The sequence below is a fragment of the Shewanella sp. c952 genome, assembly GCF_019654975.1.
GTDB lineage: Bacteria > Pseudomonadota > Gammaproteobacteria > Enterobacterales > Shewanellaceae > Shewanella.
This window is the reverse complement of the sequence record NZ_BPEW01000168.1, coordinates 1-213: the sequence shown is the minus strand read 5'-3', so window position 1 is coordinate 213 and position 213 is coordinate 1. Positions and strand designations below refer to the sequence as shown.

The window sequence follows — 213 nt, the reverse complement described above, 5'->3', positions numbered from 1 at the left end:
TGATCACTTACACCTTAACCGATGGCTCGGGCGCGACAGATACCTCGACCCTGACCTTGACCGTCACCCCGGTGAACGATGATTTCAGCGATGATAATGAAACTCGCAGCATCGTCGAGGACAGCCCTGAAGTCAGCGGCAATGTGATTGATGGCAGCAGCGTCGATGGCGATCTCAGTATCACCACCTTCACCATTGCCGGCGACAACACCG

Annotated in this window: 1 protein-coding gene; it reads left to right on the top strand. The window is 55.4% G+C overall.

Annotated elements, in window-relative coordinates; translation table 11 throughout:
• On the top strand, positions 1–213 hold a 213-nt coding region (locus K5R16_RS22425), incomplete at both ends, for a hypothetical protein (protein WP_220740647.1).